The sequence below is a fragment of the Streptomyces sp. NPDC054786 genome (assembly GCF_053611685.1).
Window position 1 is genome coordinate 23,609 of the sequence record NZ_JBSHAW010000025.1, and the last position, 16,187, is coordinate 39,795.

Here is a 16,187-nt window from a genome sequence, read left to right on the forward strand (position 1 = left end):
CCTCAGCCCCCGGCAAACGCCTCAGCCCCCAGCACCCCCTCAGCCCACCGGCAACCCCGCCCCCCGCCAAGCCTGGAAACCGCCCTCCAGGTCGGTTGCCCGGTGCAGGCCCAGCTCGCGCAGGGAGAGTGCCGCGAGGCTCGATGCGTAGCCCTCGTTGCAGACGAGCACGACCGGCAGGCCGTGATGGGTTGCTTCCGGGGCGCGGTGCTCGCCCGTCGGGTCGAGCCGCCACTCCAGCTCGTTGCGCTCCACGATCAGCGCGCCGGGGATGACGCCGTCGCGCTCCCTCAGCTCCGCGTAGCGGATGTCCACCAGCAGTCCGCCGGCCTCCTGGACGGCGGCGGCTTCCCGGGGACCCACCCGGCCCCCCAGCGCGCGCCGGGCCCGGGCCAGCAGTTCGTCGACCGCGCTCATGTCCACTCCTCCGGCTGCTCGACCGCTTCGAGCCGCAGCACCGGTCCGGTGCGGCTGTAGCGGCGCATCAACGGCAGCGGCGGGTAGTAGGCGTGCACCGACACCGCATGGGTGTCCCCGGAGAGGTTGAGCACCTGATGGACATGGTGCGGCCCGAACGCCCGGCCGCGGCCGTCGCTGAGCTTGCGCTCGCGGTCCACGCCATCGGCGAGCTCCAGGGTTTTCCAGCCCTCGGTGGGGAGCTGGGCGGTGAGCGACTGTTCCGTCAGCTCACCCGCGGCCGTCGCGAAGGCGCCGTGCGAGCCGCCGTGGTCGTGCCAGCCCGTGCCGGTGCCGGGCGGCCAGCCGATCAGCCATGCCTCGCTGCCGCCCGGCCCGTCCAGCCGGATCCAGGTACGGCCTTCGGGGTCGAGCGGGAGCGAGGCGATGAGCGCCCGGTCCGCGGCGGTGCGGTGGGCGAAGTCGAGAAGTTCGGAGGCGCTGGGTCCACCGTCATGGCCGGTGGCACGCGGGCGCGCAGGGGTACGTACGTCGGGCACGGAAACCGTCCTGGGTGATCGCGAAGAGGCGCGGCTGCCGGAGGGGCAGGCGGCCGCGCGGGGAAGGAGAAGCGGATCAACAGGACGGACGACACATACAGCCCGCATAGCGGAGCAGGTCGAGATGGACCCTCCGCCAGAATCGCGAGCTGTGATCAGTCACCCTCGGAGTGAAGCATGGACGTTCGCACAGGGTCAACAGCGGAAGGCCCACGACTCCCGGGTCCGTCCTCCCCGGCTCCGCCGTCCCGGGATGCGGAATCCCCGCTCCCCTCGGACGGCCGGGCCCGGCCGTCCCCCGTCTCCTGCCCGTACACCCTGCCGCGTACCGCGTCCGCGCAGGCAGCCATCTCGGCCGGGCGGACACCGGACAGTGTGGCGACCAGATGGCCGTCCGGCCGTACGAGCAGCACGGTGTGGGCGGCCGCGCCCGGATAGGCCTCGGTGACCAGGATCTCGGCGGCCATCGGCAGCGCGTCGACCGCGTCGGCCAGCCGGGGCATCAGCCCCGCCGACTGCCAGTGCCGCCGGTCCCAGACGCCGGTGCCGGGTGCCACCAGCACCACCAGCAGGCCGTGCCCGAGCCGGTCGCGCAGCTGGACCACCGAGCCGTCGGAGGCGGTGACCGGCACATCCGTGACGGCCGCGCCGGGGAGCGTCTCGACGAGGGGGCCGCCGGTGGCGGGCGGCGCGAGCGGGGTGCGGGCGTACACCGGCGGCGCGCCCAGCGGGCCGCGGCCCAGATGGCCATCGGTCAGCAGGGTGCTCCGGCCGCGCACCGCACCAGGAAGTACGGTCCGCCAGCGGGCCGAGCGGCCGTCCCGCAGCAGCGGCAGTGCCTGGTCCGCGGCGCGCAGCCGGGCCGCGACCGCGCCCCGGCGTTCGGCCTGGTAGCTGTCGAGCAGCACCTCGGAGGCGCCGTGGTGCCAGGCCAGGCCCAGCTTCCAGGCGAGGTTCTCGGCGTCCCGCAGCCCTTCGTCCAGGCCCTGGGTGCCGACTGCGCCCAGCAGATGGGCGGCGTCCCCGGCGAGGAAGGCGCGGCCCTGCCGCCAGCACCGGGCCAGCCGGTGGTGGACGGTGTGCACGCCGGTGTCGAGGAGTTCGTACGGCGGTACCAGCCGCCCGTGGCCGCGTCCCCGTGCGGGCTTCCCGCCGCCGTCCGTGCCGCCCTCGCCGGCCGGGTCCGCCGGGGATTCGGTGGTCCAGCCGGCCAGCGAGTCGCGGATCCGGGCGACCAGGGCGTCCGGTGTGACCAGTTCGCGCCCCGGCGGCAGCAGCCAGTCCAGCCGCCAGACGCCCTCGGGCAGCGGACGGGCGGAGACCTCGCTGCCCGGTCCGCCGCCGTGCCGGGGCGGCGAGCGGTGCAGCAGCGCCTCGCCGGGCCACGGGAGCTCATAGCGCAGCGCGGCCACCGCATGCCGTTCCACGGCCGTACGGCCCGGGAAGCGGATGTCCAGCAGCTTGCGGACCGTCGAGCGCGGGCCGTCGCAGCCGATGAGGTAACTCCCGCGCCACCACGTCCCGTTGGGCCCGCGGGTGTGGGCGCTGACGCCGCGCTCGTCCTGTTCGAGGTCGGCGAGCCGGCTGCCGGTGACGATCTCGGCGAGCTTCTCGTGGGCGAGTGCGGCGCGCAGTGCGCGGGTGAGTGCGTGCTGCGGGAGATGGACCGGGGACACGGCGGCGGGTGCGGCCGCGCCGTCCGCGGTCCGCGGGGCGAAGGCGACGCGTTCCAGCAGGCGTCGGCGGCGCATCGTGCGCCAGGCCGTCCAGCGGGTGCCGGCGCTCTCCAGGGTGTCGGCACAGCCGAGCCGCCCGACGAAGGCGGCGGTGTCCTGGCGGAGCACGGCGGTGCGGGCGGGCCGGGTCTCCTCCTGGCCGGTGGTCTCGTCGAGGATGACGCAGGGCACGCCGAGGCGGGTGAGGGCGAGCGAGAGGGAGAGGCCGACCGGGCCGGCCCCGACGACGATCACCGGGTCCACGGCGCAGCTCCCCGGGACCGCCGGTACGTACGGGACATGCGGGAACTGGCAGTTGGAGCCCGGTGCGTGATCACACAGCGTATGCAACCCACTGCGGCCGCTCGCGTCAAGTGACGGAGGCGGTGGCGAGGGTGCCACCGCCTCCGGACGGTCTCATATCGGCCGGGGAACGGCTGTCGTGCCGTCAGGGCCGCGTGGGCGCACGGCCAGGCGCTCAGTCCTGCTTGGCCGCCGGCTTGTCCGGGACCGCGTCGGCGACCTCCATCGCGTCGCCTGCTGCCACCGGCTCACCGGCCGTGGCCACCTCGATACCGGTCCTGGCCCGGCGGCCCCGCCGCTCGATCCAGTTGGCGAGGGCGGACAGCGCCAGGCACATCGCGACATAGATGCTGCCGGTCACGATGATGAACGGCACATAGGTGTCGTTGCCGTTCACGAGGATGTTCGTGCTCATCTGGCGGGCGGTGAAGAGCAGTTCCTCGAAGGTGATGATGTAGCCGAGGGAGGTGTCCTTCAGGGTCACCACGAGCTGGCTGATGATCGTCGGCAGCATCGCCCGGACGGCCTGCGGGAGCAGCACCGTCGTCATGACCTGGGTCTTGCTCATGCCGAGTGCGTAGGCGGCCTCGCGCTGCCCCGGGGGGACGGAGTTGACGCCGGCCCGCAGCACCTCGGCCTGGACCGAGCCGTTGTAGACCGTCAGGCCGATGACCAGCGCCCAGAACTGCGGCCCGTTTTCGCTGAGGCCGAGGCTCTCGCGGTTGGTGAGGAGGGTCACCCACAGCGCGTAGATGGTGATCAGCAGCGGGACGGCGCGGAAGAGCTCGATGAACCCGGTCGACAGCCAGCGGACCGGCTTGTGGTCCGACAGCCGCGCCACCGCCAGCAGCACACCCAGGATCAGCGACAGCACCGCCGCGACCGCGAAGACCTCAAGTGTCGTCAGGATGCCGTCGCGGATGTTGGTCCGCACTCCGGCGTTGTTGAAGATGTTCCACACCTCGGGTTCGAGCTGACCCTTGGTGTTGAGCCGGATCATGGCGAACACGAGGATTCCCAGCACCGCGAGCGCACCGACGACGCTGTAGATGCGGTTGCGAGCCCTCGCCTTCGGCCCGGGTACGTCGTAGAGAACGCTGGCGCCGCTCATGCCCTTACCTCATTAGTTTCCGCCCCGCCTGTGCGCGGCACCCACGTCGTCCTGTCCGGCCTCCCGCTTCCGTTCACCGCACGACCCCCATCCGGCGCTCCAGCACCCGGAAGACACCGCTGATGGCGAAGGTGATGATGAGATAGGCGAGCGCCGTCCACAGGAAGATCCAGGCGATCGAGTACCCCTTGTCGTTGAGCAGCTTGGAGACGTTGAACAACTCGCCGAAGCCGAAGGCCCCGGCGATGGCGGAGTTCTTCGTCAGCGCGATGAAGATGCTGCTGAGCGGCGCCAGTACCGTGCGGGTGGCCTGCGGGAGCACTATCTGGCGCAGCGTCTGGGAGAACGTCATACCGATGCTGCGCGCGGCCTCGGCCTGCCCCAGCGGCACGGTGTTGATGCCGGACCGCACCGCCTCGCAGACGAAGGAGGAGGTGTAGAAGCCGAGTGCCAGGGTGGCCAGGATGTACGGGCTGGCGCCGCGGAAGAGCACCTGCGGGACGACGAAGAACGCGACCAGGAAGAGCAGCGTCAGCGGGGTGTTGCGCAGCACCATGACCCAGGCCGTGCCGAAGGCGCGCAGCGGCGGAACCGGAGACACCCGGAAACCGGCTATGACAACGCCGAGGACCAGTGCGAGCAGCGCGCTGGACGCGGTGATCGCCAGGGTTCCGAGGAACCCGTCCCGGAACTCGGGCAGATAATCGAGGAGTACGTTCATGGGGTCTCCGCGGTAGCGGTCGGGTCGGCGGCGGGAAGAGGATCAAAGGGGCGGGCGCGCAAGACACCGCGCCCCGTACGCCCGCCGCGGCGGGCGTACGGGGCGGCGCAGTCCGATGGGCGCGCGGGTGCCTCAGTACCGCGGAAGCGGGGTCTCCGGGGCGACGTAGGACGAACCCGACTTGCCGAGCGTGCCCTTGTAGGCCTTCTCGTAGTCGCCGTTCTTGATGTGCTTCTCCAGCGCCGTGGTGATGGCGTTGCGCAGGGCCTTGTCGTCCTTGAGCATGCCGACGCCGTAGGGCTCCTTGGTGAACGGCTTGCCGACGACCCGGAGCTGGGAGGGACGCTGGGCGGCGTAGCCCTTGAGGATGGCGTCGTCGGTGGTGACCGCGTCCACCTGGCCGTCCACGAGGTTCTTCACGCAGTCCGAGTACTTCGACTGCTCGCTGGTCTTCGCACCGTACTTCGGCTTCTTGATCTCCTGCAGCGGAGTCGAGCCGACGATCGAGCAGACCTTCTTGCCCTTGAGGGTCTCCGGGCCGGTGATGGCCTTGTCGTCCTTGCGCACCAGGAGGTCCGCGCCGGCGGTGTAGTACGGGCCCGCGAAGCCGACCTGCTTCTTGCGCTCGTCGTTGATCGTGTAGGTACCGACGTAGTAGTCGACCTGGCCGTGGGAGATGGTGGTCTCACGGACGTTGGAGTCGATCGTCTTGAACTCGATCTGCTTCGCGGAGAAGCCCAGGTCGGCGGCGACCATCTTGGCGATCTCGATGTCGAAGCCGGAGTACTTGCCGGCGGTGTCCTTGAAGCCCAGGAACGGCTGGTCGGCCTTCACGCCGATGACGATCTTCTTGGCCTTCTGCGCCTTCTTCAGCACCGACGAGTTGATCTTCGGCGCGGAGGCGACCTTGTAGTCGCCGCTGAAGACCTCGCCGCCGGCCGGCTTGTCGCCCGCAGAACCCGACTCGCCGCCGCACGCAGTCGCCGTGGCCGCCAGCGCGAGCACCACCGCACCGGCCGCAGCCGTCTTACGAATCCTCATGGTGAACATCCTTTGGTTCAGCAAGTGTTGGCAATGATGGTGGCCCAACTGCGGCCTCAGTGATGGAGGATCTTCGACAGGAAGTCCTTGGCGCGGTCGCTGCGCGGGTTGTTGAAGAACTGGTTCGGCTCGGCCTCTTCGACGATGCGGCCGTCCGCCATGAAGACGACCCGGTTCGCCGCGGAGCGCGCGAACCCCATCTCATGGGTGACCACGATCATCGTCATGCCGTCCCGGGCGAGCTGCTGCATCACGTCCAGCACCTCGTTGATCATTTCCGGGTCCAGCGCGGACGTCGGCTCGTCGAACAGCATCACCTTCGGGTCCATCGCCAGCGCACGGGCGATCGCCACCCGCTGCTGCTGACCGCCGGAGAGCTGTGCGGGGTACTTGTCCGCCTGGGTGCCGACGCCGACCCGGTCGAGCAGGGCGCGGGCCTTCTTCGTGGCGGCGGCCTTGTCCGTCTTGCGGACCTTGGTCTGCCCCAGCATCACGTTCTCGAGCACCGTCTTGTGCGCGAAGAGGTTGAAGGACTGGAAGACCATGCCCACGTCGGCGCGCAGCCGGGCCAGGTCCCGTCCCTCCCGCGGCAACGGCTTGCCGTCGATCGTGATGCTGCCGGTGTCTATCGTCTCCAGGCGGTTGATCGTGCGGCAGAGCGTCGACTTGCCGGAGCCCGAGGGCCCGATCACGACGACGACCTCGCCGCGGTGGATCGTCAGGTCGATGTCCTGGAGCACGTGCAGCGCGCCGAAGTGCTTGTTGACGTTGTCCAGCACGACCAGCTGGTCCCCGGCCGGCGCGGGACCCTCGGCGTTCTTGGTCACCGATACTTCGCTCATCGGCGTGTAGCTCCGTCCTCCTCGGTTGGGAGGACCCTAGTAACGCCCTGAGACCAGCGTCATCAGTTCTGAGGGGAACTTGAGGATAACGATCCGGCCGCAAACGGACACTCTGCGTCAAGCGGGGAATTCGGAGGGCGACGGCGGGTCATGTGCCGCGGGCGTACCGGCTGCGTAACGGATGGCGGCCAGGAGGTGACCTCCTCTTGACGTGCATGCCTCGCATCACCGTAGATGCCCTGTGGCCTGTACACACGCACCCGGAGAGGAGGCCCGATGAGACTGCTGCTCGTCGAGGACGACGATCATGTCGCCGCGGCCCTGTCCGCGGTGCTCGCCAAGCACGGCCTGTCCGTGGTGCATGCCCGCAACGGCGAGGAGGCGCTCAAGGCCCTGCTGCCCGACCATGCGGAACCGTTCGCGGTGGTGCTGCTCGACCTCGGGCTGCCCGACCAGGACGGCTTCGAGGTGTGCGGCCGGATCCGCAAGATCTGCGCCATCCCCGTCATCATGGTCACCGCGCGGTCCGATGTGCGCTCCCGCATCCACGGCCTCAACCTCGGCGCCGACGACTATGTCGTCAAGCCGTACGACACCGGTGAGCTGCTGGCCCGTATCCATGCGGTGAGCCGGCGCAGCGCGCCCGGCGGCGCCGACCAGCCCGCCGACGAGGGCGCCGCCGACGAGGCGCTGCACCTGGGCACGGTCACGGTCGAACTCCCCACCCGCCAGGTGTCCGTGGACGGCACCGCGGTCCCGCTCACCCGCAAGGAGTTCGACCTGCTCGCGCTGCTCGCCCAGCGCCCCGGTGTGGTCTTCCGCCGGGAGCAGATCATCAGCGAGGTGTGGCGCACGAGTTGGGAGGGCACCGGCCGGACCCTGGAGGTCCATATCGCCTCACTCCGCGCCAAACTGCGGATGCCCGCCCTGATCGAGACGGTGCGCGGCGTCGGCTACCGCCTGGTCGTCCCGGGCGCCGGGCCGCGGCTGCCCGCCTCCCCGGCCTCCTGAAGGCCGCCGGGACCACGTGCGCACCCGACTCCTCCCGCTGCTCATCGTCCTCATGGCCGGAGTGCTGCTCGCGCTGGGCATCCCGCTGGGCGTCATCACCGCCGGTGTGGAGCAGCAGCGGGTGGTCGTCGACCGGATCGACGATGCCGCCCGCTTCGCCTCCCTCGCCCAGTTCGTCACCGCCCGCCCCGCCGCGGACGCCCACAGCAAGACCCCCGAGGAGGACGAGCGGCGCGCCACCCTGCGTACCGAGCTCGCGCGCTACTACGGCCTGTACGGGATCCGCGCCGGCGTCTTCTACCGCGATCACACCCGGATGGCCGCCGCCCCGGCCGGTATGCCGGTGCCCCATGACGGCGAGGGCGCCCAGGCCTTCCGGGAGGCGCTGGCCGGCCGTCGCAGCCACGACCCGCACCAGATCTGGCCCTGGGACGACAGCGGCCGCATCCCGGTGGCCTCACCGGTGATCCGCGACGGCGATGTGGTCGCCGTCGTCATGACCGACTCACCCACCGGACAGATGCGCTCCCGCGTCCTGCGCGGCTGGCTGCTGATCGCGGCCGGGGAGTGCGCGGCCATGCTCGTCGCCGTCGCCGCGGCCTTCCGCCTGACCGGCTGGGTGCTGCGGCCGGTACGGGTCCTGGACGCGGCCAGCCACGACATCGCCACCGGCCGGATGAACGCCCGCGTGGCGGCCACCGCCGGTCCGCCCGAACTGCGCCGGCTGGCCCGCTCGTTCAACGAGATGGCCGACAACGTCGAGGACGTGCTGGAGCAGCAGCGCGCCTTTGTCGCCGACGCCTCCCACCAGCTGCGCAACCCGCTGTCCGCGCTGCTGCTGCGCATCGAGCTGCTGGCCCTGGAACTCCCCGACGGCAACGAGGAGATCGCCTCGGTCCGCACGGAGGGCAAGCGGCTGGCCCGCGTCCTGGACGATCTGCTCGACCTCGCGCTCGCCGAACACACCGCCGCCGACCTCCAGCTCACCGATGTCGCGGCGCTGGCCGCCGAACGCGTCGACTCCTGGCGCCCGTTGGCCGACGACAAGGGCGTCCTCCTCACGTACGAGGGGCAGCCCGCCGTCACCGGCTGGGCCGACCCGGTGGCGCTGTCCAGCGCGCTGGACGCCGTCGTCGACAACGCCCTGAAGTTCACCCCGGAGGGCCGGCCGGTCACCGTCGGTGTCGCGCCGGACGGTGAGCGCGTCCATGTCACCGTCGCCGACCGTGGCCCCGGCCTGACCGATGACGAACTCGCCCGGGTCGGTGACCGCTTCTGGCGCAGCAGCCGCCACCAGAACGTCTCCGGCTCCGGGCTCGGGCTGTCGATCACCCGCGCCCTGCTCACCGCGGGCGGCGCCACCATCGCCTACGCGCCGCATCCGCCGCACGGGCTGCAGGTCACCGTCACCGTGCCGCGCACCGCACCGTGAAGGGGGCGGCCCACACGGGACGCGGGGCATCCCGGGTAGCTGTGCTACCGTTGGCGGCGTTGCAGTTGTGGTACCCATGATGAACTTTGTGCGCGCCCGGAGGCTGGAAGCCCCGGGCGTTCCTTGTTTTCCGGACCTGTTCCGGTGTGGGGCAATCATCTCGGCGACAAGGAGGCCGTGCAGTGCGGTCTCCGGCTTGCCCCATGAAGGAGAAAAACATGGCTTCCGGCACCGTCAAGTGGTTCAACTCGGAAAAGGGCTTCGGCTTCATCGAGCAGGACGGCGGCGGCCCCGACGTCTTCGCCCACTACTCGAACATCGCCGCCCAGGGCTTCCGTGAGCTCCTCGAGGGCCAGAAGGTCACCTTCGACGTGACCCAGGGCCCGAAGGGCCCGCAGGCGGAGAACATCGTCGCCGCCTGACGCTCTCGCGTCCCGTGAGCGGGGCCCGCACCGGCCGGTCCGGTGCGGGCCCCGCTCCGTTCGCGGACGCGGGTCCGGCGGGCCCTCGGGGCGCGGCCGGGCCGCAGGGCCCGGAGTGCGCCTCAGAGGTTCCGTACGGGCCTTCCGGGCAGAGCTTCCGGGACCAGGGCCGGGATCACGGCTTCCGGGTCACGGCTTCTGGGACAGGTAATAGCGCCGGGCGCCCTCGTGGAGCTCCAGCGGGTCGGTGAACACCGCCGTCCGCAGATCCACCTTCTGTGCGGCATGCACCTGGCGCCCGATCCAGTCCCGGCTGTCGATGACCGTACGCGTGATGCCCTGGGCCATCACCGCATCCTCGCGGTCCGTCGTGACCAGCAGATTCGCCACCGCGATCGTCTTCACCGCCTGCCCTTCCTGGGCCATGGGGTAGGCGTCGGCGGGCATCACCGCCGCCCGGTAGTAGCGGGTGCGCTCGCCCTGCCGGTGCAGCGCCGGGCTCAGATCCCCGAGCTGGACCAGCCGTACCGGGAACCGGTACGCCAGACGCTGCACGGCCGTCGTCGGCAGCCCGCCGGACCAGAAGAAGGCATCCAGCTTGTGCTGCTCCAGCAGCTTCGGCATCTGGTCGATGCCGACCCGTACCGGCTCGATGTCCTTGTTGAAGTCCAGCCCGGCCGCCTCCAGCAGCCGCCGGGTGATCAGCTGTACACCGGAGCCGTCGGCCCCCACGCCCACCCGCAGCCGCCGCAGATCCTTCGTCGAACGCACCGCGGACTTCTTGGGCACCACCAGCTGCATGTAGTCGTCGTACAGCCGCGCACAGGCCCGCAGCCGGTCCGCGCCCGGCTCTCCCCTGACCTGGTACGCGGCGACCGCGTCCGCCGTCGCGATGGTGAACTCCGCGCGTCCGGCGACCAGTTGGCGCAGATTGTCGATGGATCCCTCGCTGCGGGCCAGCCGCAGATCGACGTCCGGCAGGTCGTGGGCCAGATCCTGCTTGAGCAGCTCCCCGTAGCGCGCGTACACCCCGGTCGGCACGCCCGTCGCCAGCGTCACCTGCCCCCGGGGCGCGGGCTCGCTGCCCATCGCCAGCAGCCACCACAGCGCCAGCCCGAGGGCGACCAGTGCCGCGGCCGCCGAACGGAGGGCCCGGCGGCCGGTGCGGGAGAGTGCTGTGACCATGGGCGGGATCCTGCCAGTACCGCGGCGGGAAAGGGAGGGGCGGGCCCTCGTTACGGGGCGTGCGGGCGTCGAGCGGGGCGTCACCGGTGTCCGCCCGCCCTATGCAGACGGCGCCTCGCGTAGCACGATCGACTGAGGAGGGCCCAACCCCTCCCGATCTCTCGACATAGCGGGGACCTGGCACGTCTCCCACCGCGCGCCGACCGGCGCGCACTCCACGCGATCCCCTCCACCATGAGCGCACCGGCGCCGGTGTTTCGACACCGCGGCCCCATGACGCGCCGGTGCGGGAAGCGACACCCCATGAAACCGATCACCGAACTGCGGCCGGATATCCATGCCCGGCCCGACGCACTCCGCTCACCCCCGCTCGGCGCCGACCTCGGCCTGCTCCTCCTCCGTCTGACCGTGGGACTGATCCTGGCCGGTCACGGCGCCCAGAAACTCTTCGGCCTCTTCGGCGGCCACGGCCTCGCCGCCACCGGCAAGGGCTTCGCGGCCCTCGGCTACCGCCCCGGCGAGTTCTTCGCCGGCCTCGCCGGAGTCTCGGAATTCCTCGGCGGCCTCGGCCTCGCGGCCGGGCTGCTCACACCCCTCGCGGCCGCCGCCCTCATCGGCGTGATGATCAACGCCATGGCCACGTCGGCGTCCGGGGGGCTCTGGGCGATGAGCGGCGGCATCGAATATCCCCTGACCATCGCCGTCGTCGCGCTGACCGTCGCGGCAACCGGCCCCGGCCGCTTCGCTCTCGACCGCCCCTTCCGCTGGGGCAACGGCGGTCTGCGCAGCGCGGCCTTCGCTCTGGGGGCGGGCGGCATCGGCGCCGCCATCGTGCTGGCCCTGTGAGGCGGGACGCCCCCGTCCTCGGGCGTCCGCAGCCGGATCCGGCCCGAGGACTCCAGGGTCGGGAGGTACTTCCGGTACCGCCTACCCTTGTCGCATGACCAGCAGCGACCGGAGCCAGGCAGTGGGCGTGAACAAGAGTTACGAGATCCGCACCTACGGGTGCCAGATGAACGTCCACGACTCCGAGCGGCTGTCGGGCCTGCTGGAAGAGGCCGGATATGTCCCCGCGCCCAAGGACGGCGACGGCGCCGACGTCGTGGTCTTCAACACCTGCGCGGTGCGGGAGAACGCCGACAACCGGCTCTACGGCAACCTCGGTCAGCTCGCTCCGAAGAAGGCCGCGCGGCCCGGTATGCAGATCGCCGTGGGCGGCTGCCTCGCCCAGAAGGACCGCGACACCATCGTCAAGCGGGCCCCCTGGGTCGACGTGGTCTTCGGGACCCACAACATCGGCAAGCTGCCCGTGCTGCTGGAGCGCGCCCGCATCCAGGAAGAGGCGCAGGTCGAGATCGCCGAGTCGCTGGAGGCGTTCCCCTCGACCCTGCCCACCCGGCGCGAGAGCGCGTATGCGGCCTGGGTCTCGATCTCCGTGGGCTGCAACAACACCTGTACGTTCTGTATCGTCCCGGCACTGCGCGGCAAGGAGAAGGACCGCCGTCCCGGCGACATCCTCGCCGAGATCGAGGCGCTGGTCGGCGAGGGCGTCAGCGAGATCACCCTGCTCGGCCAGAACGTCAACGCCTACGGCTCCGACATCGGCGACCGCGAGGCCTTCAGCAAGCTGCTGCGCGCCTGCGGGACGATCGAGGGCCTGGAGCGGGTCCGCTTCACCTCCCCGCACCCCCGCGACTTCACCGACGACGTCATCGCCGCCATGGCCGAGACACCCAACGTCATGCCCCAGCTCCACATGCCGCTGCAGTCCGGCTCGGACACCGTCCTCAAGGCGATGCGCCGCTCGTACCGCCAGGAGCGCTTCCTCGGCATCATCGAGAAGGTGCGCGCCGCGATGCCGGACGCCGCGATCTCCACGGACATCATCGTCGGCTTCCCGGGCGAGACCGAGGAGGACTTCGAGCAGACCCTGCACACGGTCCGCGAGTCCCGCTTCGCCCAGGCCTTCACCTTCCAGTACTCCAAGCGCCCCGGTACCCCGGCTGCCGACATGGAGGGCCAGATCACCAAGGCCGTGGTCCAGGAGCGCTATGAGCGCCTGGTCGCCCTCCAGGAGGAGATCTCCTGGGAGGAGAACAAGAAGCAGGTCGGCCGGACTCTGGAGGTCCTGGTGGCCGAGGGCGAGGGCCGCAAGGACGGGGCGACCCACCGCCTCTCCGGCCGGGCCCCCGACAACCGTCTGGTGCACTTCACCCGCCCCGACGAGCCGGTCCGCCCCGGCGACATGGTGACCGTCGAGGTCACCTACGCCGCTCCGCACCACCTCCTGGCGGAGGGCCCGGCAAAGGCCGTCCGCCGCACCCGGGCCGGTGACGCCTGGGAGAAGCGCAATGCCGCCCCGGAGGAGAAGCCCAAGGGCGTGCTGCTGGGCCTGCCCACCATCGGCGCCCCGGCACCGGACCCGGCGCCCGCCGCCGGCTGCGGCTGCGACTGACCGGCCGCGCGCCCGGCACCCCGCAGGGCGCCACGACCGGCCTCGCACCAGGGGCGTTACGCTGCGTGGCATGCTCGTAGCCGCCGCTCTCTGCCCCTGCCCGCCGCTCCTCGTCCCGGAGGTGGCCGCCGGGGCGGCGGGCGAACTGGAGGCGCTGCGCGCCGCCTGCCTGGACGCGATCGGTGTGCTCGCCGCGGCCCGCCCCGACCGGCTGATCGTCCTCGGCCCGGCCGACGAGGCCGGCCGGGGCCCGCACCCGCAGGGCGCCGCCGGCTCCTTCCGCGGCTTCGGGGTGGACCTCGAGGTGCGGCTGGGCGCCGCGAAGAGCGCGCCGGAGCGGGAACTCCCGCCGTCGCTGTCGGTCGGCGCCTGGCTGCTGTCGCGTACGGACTGGGCCGACGCCCCCGTGGAGGCGCTGGGGGTGGCGGAGTCCCTGCCCCGCGACCGCGCTCTGCCGATGGGCCGGCAGATCGCGGCATCCGCGCCCCGGGTGGCGCTGCTGGTGATGGGTGACGGCAGCACCTGCCGGACGGTGAAGGCGCCCGGCTACTTCGACGAGCGGGCCGAGGACTTCGACGCCGCCGTGGCCCGCGCCCTGGGCACCGCCGACATCGCTGTGCTGACCGCGCTGGACGAGGAGCCGGCCGCCGGTCTCCAGGCGTCCGGACGGGCCTGCTGGCAGGTCCTGGCGGGTGCGGCGGAGGACGCCGGCCTGAGCGGGCGGCTGCTCCGCGACGAGGCCCCGTACGGCGTGGGCTACTTCGTGGCGGCCTGGTCGTAGCGCGCCACCGGGTACGGCGACGGCCGCGAGGCGCTCCGCCCCGCGGCCGTCGCGCCGGGTACCGCGTGTACGGCGGACTACTGCCGTGCGCTCTCGCTGTCCGCGGCGGCCTCCGCTGACTGCTGCCGGGGGATGCCGGCGCTCTCGCCGGCCTTCTCCGCCGGCGGCTCGTCGGCAGCCGCGTCTCCTGAGGCTTCCGGAGCAGCCGCCTCGGTTGCTGCCTGAACCGGGGTTGCGGCGTCGTCCGCGGCCTCCTGGGCCTCGCCGGCGTCTGCGGCCTTCTCGGCCTCCGTGGCGTCCTCGGCAGCCGCCGAAACGGCCGGCTCCGCCGTCTCCTCCGCCTCGGCCGTCACCGCCGCAGCGGTGCTCTCCTCCGTCGATGCTTCGGACTTATGGCGGCGAAACCGCGAAAACACGCCCATAACTGCTCCTACGCTCTTCATGTGGCGAAATCCCATGCCGCTGGGGAACGGCCCATTGCGCCGCTCGCGGGCGCCGGTGAGACGCACCGGCTTCTCGGGACCTCGCAACAGGCAACGAACCCATCGGTTGCCCGTCACGTCGCTCGTTCGAGATCGGGGTGTGATGTTTGCGAGACTGACGGGGTGAACACCGCCGTTCCCGCTCCGCGGGTCATCGCCGTCGTCGGTCCCACCGCGGCCGGAAAGTCCGATCTGGGCGTCGCACTCGCACAGCATGTGGGGGGCGAAGTCATCAATGCCGACTCCATGCAGCTCTACCGCGGCATGGACATCGGCACCGCCAAACTCACGCCCGAGGAGCAGCAGGGCGTCCCGCACCGGCTCCTGGACATCTGGGACGTGACCTGCGCGGCCAGCGTCGCCGAGTACCAGCGGCTGGCCCGCGCCGAGATCGACCGGCTGCTCGCCGAGGGCCGCACCCCGGTCCTCGTGGGCGGCTCCGGCCTGTACGTACGCGGTGCGATCGACGCCCTCGACTTCCCCGGCACCGACCCGGAGGTACGCGCCCGCCTGGAGGCCGAACTGGCCGACGTGGGCACCGGCCCCCTCCATGCCCGGCTGGCCGCCGCCGACCCCGAGGCGGGCCGCGCGATCCTGGCCGGCAACGGCCGTCGCATCGTGCGCGCCCTGGAGGTCATCGAGATCACCGGCCGCCCGTTCACCGCCAACCTCCCCGGTCACGAAGCGGTCTACGACACTCTGCAGATCGGCGTCGATGTCGAGCGCCCCGAGCTCGACGAGCGGATCGCCCGACGGGTCGACCGCATGTGGGAGGCGGGCCTGGTCGACGAGGTGCGGCGCCTGGAGGGCAAGGGGCTGCGCGAGGGCCGTACGGCCTCCCGGGCACTCGGCTATCAGCAGGTGCTGGCCCAGCTTGCGGGGGAGTGCACCGAGCAGGAGGCGCGCGACGAGACGGTGCGCGCCACCAAGCGCTTCGCGCGCCGTCAGGACTCGTGGTTCCGCCGGGACCCACGGGTCCACTGGCTCAGCGGCGCCGTCGAGCACCGGGCGGAACTTCCCGGGCAGGCGCTGACGTTGCTCGAACGACCGGTCACAGCCTGATCACGTCATGGCATCGGGACGCTCCGGCCGCCATCCGGGCCCCTGAGGGCGTGTCATCATCGACCTTCGATCGAGGCGTGCAGTCAGCAGTGGGGAGGGCGCGTGGCTATGGAGGCCGGCCCTCGCAACCGAGCGCAGCAACCGGACAGCGGCGCTGACGCGGCTCCCCTGACGGACGACGGTCCGGACACCGAAGACGGCCTGACCGGCGCCGATGGCGCCGGCACCGGACCGCTCACCGACCCGGACACCCTGGACGACTCCGACGCCCCGGACTCCGGCACCGACGGGCCCGGCGAGGGCGGCGAGTCCTTCCGGGAGCTGCGCCCGCCGCGCCGGCTGCGCCTGTGGCAGCTGGCGCCGATCGTCGCGCTCGCGGCCCTCGGCTCGCTGATGTTCGCCTTCCCTCTCGCCTTCGAGTTGGGCGGCGACGGCGGCGCGGTGATCGCCATGCTCGGCCTGCTGCTGTGCTGCTGCGCCGCCGGCTGGGGCATGATGGCCGCCCGCCGCGTCGGCCACATCTGGCCCGGCCTCCCGGCACGCGGTTCCGGCCGTCGCGCCAACTGGCGCGTGGTGCTGCTCTACGCCGTCGTGGTGGCGATCCCCGCGTCGCTGGCCATCTGGCGCGTGGCCCGGCTGCGCTGAACCGGCGGGGACTCCTCGCGCGG

18 protein-coding genes are annotated in these 16,187 nt (G+C 71.8%); 8 read left to right on the forward strand and 10 right to left on the reverse strand.

Going from position 1 to position 16,187, the window contains the following annotated elements; genetic code table 11:
* Positions 1–39: 39 nt before the first annotated feature.
* The 8 genes from ACWGI6_RS21675 to ACWGI6_RS21710 all read right to left on the reverse strand — a co-directional run bounded on the left by ACWGI6_RS21675 (position 40) and on the right by ACWGI6_RS21710 (position 6,689).
* Entirely contained in the window at positions 40–417 is a 378-nt protein-coding gene (locus tag ACWGI6_RS21675) for a rhodanese-like domain-containing protein (protein ID WP_453269038.1), read from the reverse strand.
* The gene (locus ACWGI6_RS21680) at positions 414–956 is read right to left on the reverse strand and encodes a cupin domain-containing protein (RefSeq protein ID WP_393909285.1); all 543 of its coding nucleotides are present in this window, start codon (positions 954–956) and stop codon (positions 414–416) included. The genes ACWGI6_RS21675 and ACWGI6_RS21680 overlap by 4 nt, the downstream gene beginning before the upstream one ends.
* A 76-nt stretch (positions 957–1,032) precedes the next feature.
* Positions 1,033–1,170, reverse strand: coding sequence for a putative leader peptide (locus ACWGI6_RS21685; RefSeq protein WP_393909286.1), 138 nt, complete (start codon positions 1,168–1,170; stop codon positions 1,033–1,035).
* Positions 1,112–2,935 carry an FAD-dependent monooxygenase gene (locus tag ACWGI6_RS21690; protein ID WP_453269039.1) on the reverse strand — a complete coding sequence of 608 codons (1,824 nt, stop codon included), beginning with the start codon at positions 2,933–2,935 and terminating at the stop codon, positions 1,112–1,114. Before ACWGI6_RS21690 ends, ACWGI6_RS21685 begins: the two co-directional genes overlap by 59 nt.
* A gap of 214 nt (positions 2,936–3,149) precedes the next feature.
* Positions 3,150–4,085: an amino acid ABC transporter permease gene (locus ACWGI6_RS21695; RefSeq protein ID WP_453269040.1), complete on the reverse strand. Its 936-nt coding sequence runs from the start codon at positions 4,083–4,085 to the stop codon at positions 3,150–3,152.
* A 73-nt stretch (positions 4,086–4,158) separates the two neighbouring features.
* Complete coding sequence (locus tag ACWGI6_RS21700) at positions 4,159–4,806, reverse strand: amino acid ABC transporter permease (RefSeq protein ID WP_453269041.1); 648 nt, start codon at positions 4,804–4,806, stop codon at positions 4,159–4,161.
* 132 nt (positions 4,807–4,938) lie between these two features.
* Entirely contained in the window at positions 4,939–5,847 is a 909-nt protein-coding gene (locus tag ACWGI6_RS21705; RefSeq protein WP_393909290.1) for a glutamate ABC transporter substrate-binding protein, read from the reverse strand.
* Positions 5,848–5,903: 56 nt separating this feature from the next.
* Positions 5,904–6,689, reverse strand: coding sequence for an amino acid ABC transporter ATP-binding protein (locus ACWGI6_RS21710; RefSeq protein WP_453269042.1), 786 nt, complete (start codon positions 6,687–6,689; stop codon positions 5,904–5,906).
* A gap of 276 nt (positions 6,690–6,965) precedes the next feature.
* On the opposite strand from ACWGI6_RS21710, the gene ACWGI6_RS21715 reads away from it, so the two are divergent.
* The 3 genes from ACWGI6_RS21715 to ACWGI6_RS21725 all read left to right on the forward strand — a co-directional run bounded on the left by ACWGI6_RS21715 (position 6,966) and on the right by ACWGI6_RS21725 (position 9,554).
* Positions 6,966–7,700: a response regulator transcription factor gene (locus ACWGI6_RS21715; protein WP_393909292.1), complete on the forward strand. Its 735-nt coding sequence runs from the start codon at positions 6,966–6,968 to the stop codon at positions 7,698–7,700.
* Positions 7,701–7,716: 16 nt separating this feature from the next.
* Positions 7,717–9,132: an ATP-binding protein gene (locus ACWGI6_RS21720; RefSeq protein WP_453269043.1), complete on the forward strand. Its 1,416-nt coding sequence runs from the start codon at positions 7,717–7,719 to the stop codon at positions 9,130–9,132.
* Positions 9,133–9,350: 218 nt separating this feature from the next.
* Positions 9,351–9,554, forward strand: coding sequence for a cold-shock protein (locus ACWGI6_RS21725; protein WP_006602702.1), 204 nt, complete (start codon positions 9,351–9,353; stop codon positions 9,552–9,554).
* A gap of 189 nt (positions 9,555–9,743) precedes the next feature.
* Here ACWGI6_RS21725 and ACWGI6_RS21730 read toward each other — a convergent pair whose 3' ends face one another.
* Positions 9,744–10,739 carry a TAXI family TRAP transporter solute-binding subunit gene (locus ACWGI6_RS21730; RefSeq protein ID WP_453269044.1) on the reverse strand — a complete coding sequence of 332 codons (996 nt, stop codon included), beginning with the start codon at positions 10,737–10,739 and terminating at the stop codon, positions 9,744–9,746.
* Positions 10,740–11,042: 303 nt separating this feature from the next.
* Between ACWGI6_RS21730 and ACWGI6_RS21735 the strand changes: the two genes are divergently transcribed.
* From ACWGI6_RS21735 to ACWGI6_RS21745, 3 genes are all read left to right on the forward strand, one after another.
* Positions 11,043–11,585 (forward strand): DoxX family protein, encoded by a 543-nt coding sequence (locus tag ACWGI6_RS21735; protein WP_453269045.1) that lies wholly within the window; start codon positions 11,043–11,045, stop codon positions 11,583–11,585.
* Positions 11,586–11,679: 94 nt separating this feature from the next.
* Complete coding sequence (gene miaB / locus ACWGI6_RS21740; RefSeq protein WP_453269046.1) at positions 11,680–13,194, forward strand: tRNA (N6-isopentenyl adenosine(37)-C2)-methylthiotransferase MiaB; 1,515 nt, start codon at positions 11,680–11,682, stop codon at positions 13,192–13,194.
* Positions 13,195–13,264: 70 nt separating this feature from the next.
* Positions 13,265–13,975 carry a class III extradiol dioxygenase subunit B-like domain-containing protein gene (locus ACWGI6_RS21745; RefSeq protein WP_453269047.1) on the forward strand — a complete coding sequence of 237 codons (711 nt, stop codon included), beginning with the start codon at positions 13,265–13,267 and terminating at the stop codon, positions 13,973–13,975.
* 77 nt (positions 13,976–14,052) lie between these two features.
* On the opposite strand, the gene ACWGI6_RS21750 is transcribed toward ACWGI6_RS21745, so the two are convergent.
* Positions 14,053–14,397, reverse strand: a complete 345-nt coding sequence (locus tag ACWGI6_RS21750) for a hypothetical protein (RefSeq protein ID WP_453269048.1) — start codon at positions 14,395–14,397, stop codon at positions 14,053–14,055.
* A gap of 183 nt (positions 14,398–14,580) precedes the next feature.
* Between ACWGI6_RS21750 and miaA the strand changes: the two genes are divergently transcribed.
* Together miaA and ACWGI6_RS21760 are read left to right on the forward strand one after the other, a co-directional pair.
* The gene (gene miaA / locus ACWGI6_RS21755) at positions 14,581–15,519 is read left to right on the forward strand and encodes a tRNA (adenosine(37)-N6)-dimethylallyltransferase MiaA (RefSeq protein WP_453269049.1); all 939 of its coding nucleotides are present in this window, start codon (positions 14,581–14,583) and stop codon (positions 15,517–15,519) included.
* 108 nt (positions 15,520–15,627) lie between these two features.
* Positions 15,628–16,164, forward strand: coding sequence for a hypothetical protein (locus ACWGI6_RS21760; protein WP_453269112.1), 537 nt, complete (start codon positions 15,628–15,630; stop codon positions 16,162–16,164).
* The last annotated feature ends 23 nt before the right edge of the window (positions 16,165–16,187 follow it).

Bases quoted from the DNA above. Each gene is read 5' to 3' on its own strand.
- ACWGI6_RS21730 (WP_453269044.1), bottom strand. From the start codon at position 10,739: ATGGTCACAGCACTCTCCCGCACCGGCCGCCGGGCCCTCCGTTCGGCG.
- miaB (WP_453269046.1), top strand. From the start codon at position 11,680: ATGACCAGCAGCGACCGGAGCCAGGCAGTGGGCGTGAACAAGAGTTAC.
- ACWGI6_RS21675 (WP_453269038.1), bottom strand. From the start codon at position 417: ATGAGCGCGGTCGACGAACTGCTGGCCCGGGCCCGGCGCGCGCTGGGG.
- ACWGI6_RS21705 (WP_393909290.1), bottom strand. From the start codon at position 5,847: ATGAGGATTCGTAAGACGGCTGCGGCCGGTGCGGTGGTGCTCGCGCTG.
- ACWGI6_RS21700 (WP_453269041.1), bottom strand. From the start codon at position 4,806: ATGAACGTACTCCTCGATTATCTGCCCGAGTTCCGGGACGGGTTCCTC.
- ACWGI6_RS21760 (WP_453269112.1), top strand. From the start codon at position 15,628: ATGGAGGCCGGCCCTCGCAACCGAGCGCAGCAACCGGACAGCGGCGCT.
- ACWGI6_RS21750 (WP_453269048.1), bottom strand. From the start codon at position 14,397: ATGGGCGTGTTTTCGCGGTTTCGCCGCCATAAGTCCGAAGCATCGACG.
- ACWGI6_RS21725 (WP_006602702.1), top strand. From the start codon at position 9,351: ATGGCTTCCGGCACCGTCAAGTGGTTCAACTCGGAAAAGGGCTTCGGC.
- ACWGI6_RS21735 (WP_453269045.1), top strand. From the start codon at position 11,043: ATGAAACCGATCACCGAACTGCGGCCGGATATCCATGCCCGGCCCGAC.
- ACWGI6_RS21695 (WP_453269040.1), bottom strand. From the start codon at position 4,085: ATGAGCGGCGCCAGCGTTCTCTACGACGTACCCGGGCCGAAGGCGAGG.
- ACWGI6_RS21710 (WP_453269042.1), bottom strand. From the start codon at position 6,689: ATGAGCGAAGTATCGGTGACCAAGAACGCCGAGGGTCCCGCGCCGGCC.
- ACWGI6_RS21715 (WP_393909292.1), top strand. From the start codon at position 6,966: ATGAGACTGCTGCTCGTCGAGGACGACGATCATGTCGCCGCGGCCCTG.
- ACWGI6_RS21745 (WP_453269047.1), top strand. From the start codon at position 13,265: ATGCTCGTAGCCGCCGCTCTCTGCCCCTGCCCGCCGCTCCTCGTCCCG.